The sequence below is a fragment of the Streptomyces sp. NPDC057137 genome, assembly GCF_042670825.1.
In the GTDB taxonomy this organism is placed as follows: Bacteria; Actinomycetota; Actinomycetes; order Streptomycetales; family Streptomycetaceae; genus Streptomyces.
Map to the genome: position 1 here is coordinate 1 of NZ_JBHUUW010000144.1, position 1968 is coordinate 1968.

General features: G+C 69.7%; 2 protein-coding genes. Both read right to left on the reverse strand.

What is annotated here, in order from left to right; translation table 11 throughout:
• Positions 1-116: 116 nt before the first annotated feature.
• Positions 117-1040, reverse strand: coding sequence for a transposase family protein (locus tag ACFT9I_RS40250; protein WP_377614118.1), 924 nt, complete (start codon positions 1038-1040; stop codon positions 117-119).
• A 32-nt stretch (positions 1041-1072) separates the two neighbouring features.
• Entirely contained in the window at positions 1073-1891 is an 819-nt protein-coding gene (locus ACFT9I_RS40255; protein ID WP_376381404.1) for a transposase family protein, read from the reverse strand.
• Positions 1892-1968: the final 77 nt, after the last annotated feature.

Genomic DNA, 1968 nt, shown 5'->3' on the forward strand with positions numbered 1-1968 from the left:
CCCCCGACAGCCGGGCACTGGAGGCGCTGGCGATACACCGGGTGGACGTGACGGCGGCGGCCACCGCGCTGGACGCGCAGGGGGCGTGTTGGCCCGGAGGGTCTGGCTGGTGATCTTCAGCGCTCCGCGCAGCGGTCGGAGACCAGCCCGGCGATGGCGAGCATGGTGTCGTCGAAGTACTCGCGGCGCCCGGTCCAGCGCTGCAGGGGTCTCCACTGCTTGGGTTCGGCGATGGCGTGCTCGACGCAGATCCGCTCCGAGGACTGGGCTTTGCGGGCCCGTTCCCATGCGGTGATCTCGTCGGGCGGGGCGCCCTTCTTCGGTTTCAGCGGTGGGGCGGTGACCTGGCCGGGAAAGTCTCTGGCCAGCCCCTGGTAACCGGAATCGGCCTTGACCTTGACCTCGGGATACTGCTGGAGCAGTTCCTCGATGCCTTCGGTACGCAGGGCGGTGACGTCGTGCATGCGGCCGGGCCGGACGGCTCCGGCCCACAGCAGCCGGCCCTTGCCGTCGCTGATGACGGTGGGCTTCTTGGTGTTCCGCTTCTTCTTGCCCGAGACGAACGCCCGGCGTCCGGGGCGGTTCGCCGCGGGGCGGCGGACCTGGACCTCGGTGCCGTCGAGACGCAGTTCGACGCCTTCGGCCGCGGCGTAGGCGAAGACGTCCGCGAGGGTACGCAGCCGCAGTCCGGGCTTGCCGGGGACGGCGAAGCCCCGCGCCGCGAGCAGGGGCCGGATCTCGTGGACGGCCCGGGTGATGGTGGAGCGGTCCACGCCGTAGAACACGGCCAGGGCTTGGTGCGGGAGCTGGAAACGCAGAACGACCAGGGTGGCGATCACCCGGTCGGTGAACACCAGCCCCCGATCCGGCCCCGCCCCGGCCGCACGCAGCCGCTCATGACCACGGCGCTCGCGCAGCCGGCCCTCCTGCTGCGCGAGCCAGGGGCCGGCAAGCTCCTCAATCAGCTTCCCCAGCCGACGACGCGGCAGACCAGTACAGATCCGATGCGACAACACCCCACGCGCCCACCCCAGCCTCATGAGCAGCAATGAGGTTTTCTCAACGAAGGTCATTACCAGGCGTTGTTGAGGACGAGGGCGGCTTTGACGATGGCGCCGATCCGACCGGGGCTGAGCGTGACGCGCTTCAGGGTGCGCCAGCGTTCCTTCAGCTCGGCCGCAGCTCGTTCGCCCAGCGCCCGAACTCCTCGCAGGAGTGCGTTGTAGGTGCGGGTGTCGGAGTGAAGTTGCAGGTGGGAGCGGCCAGGGGGCTTCTTGAACGGGTGGTGGATGCCGATCCCGGCGCCTTGATAGCCGGCGTCGGCGAGGGTGGGCAGGCCGTCGGCGGCCGCCTTGTACAGGGCTGACAGGCAGTGCATTCGGGCGGCGGTGATGTCGGGCACCGAGCCGGGCTCGGCTTCGGACACCCATAACGGGGTGCCGTTCGGGGCGGACAGGAACTGCACGTTCGCCCCGAATGCCTTGTGTTTCGCCGAATACCAGGTGTCCACCTCCTTGCCCGCGGCGCTCATGTGGGTACCGGCGACGCGGTCGGACTCGATCAGCGTGCCGTCCAGGACCAGGTGGTTCATGCCCCGCTTTCGGCACTCTGCAAGGACCCGGTGCAGATCCGGGGCCTGCTCGGCCAGGACGTCTATGCCTTCGTGCAGGTAGCGGTAGCCGGTGGCCTGAGAGATTCCCGCGTCCCGCGCCAGGCAGTGCACGCACGACCGCTCCCGGAACCAGCGCAGCACCAGCACGGCCTGCCGGAATGGTCCCAGCGCCCGCGAGCCCTTCGGGGTGCCGATCCGGCGACGATGGCCGGCCAGCAGCCGGGCGAGAAACTCAACGACATGACGCGGAACGTCGAGTACGGCAGCATAGGTGACCAACGTGAAGCCCCCGGTGACAGGTCGTCCACGCCGCCGCCGGCCGCCAGATAGCCGGTGACGCAGAACAGGGGGCGCAG

What these genes read in the sequence shown, in the direction of transcription:
- ACFT9I_RS40250 (WP_377614118.1), bottom strand. Translation starts at nt 1,040, where the DNA reads ATGAGGCTGGGGTGGGCGCGTGGGGTGTTGTCGCATCGGATCTGTACT.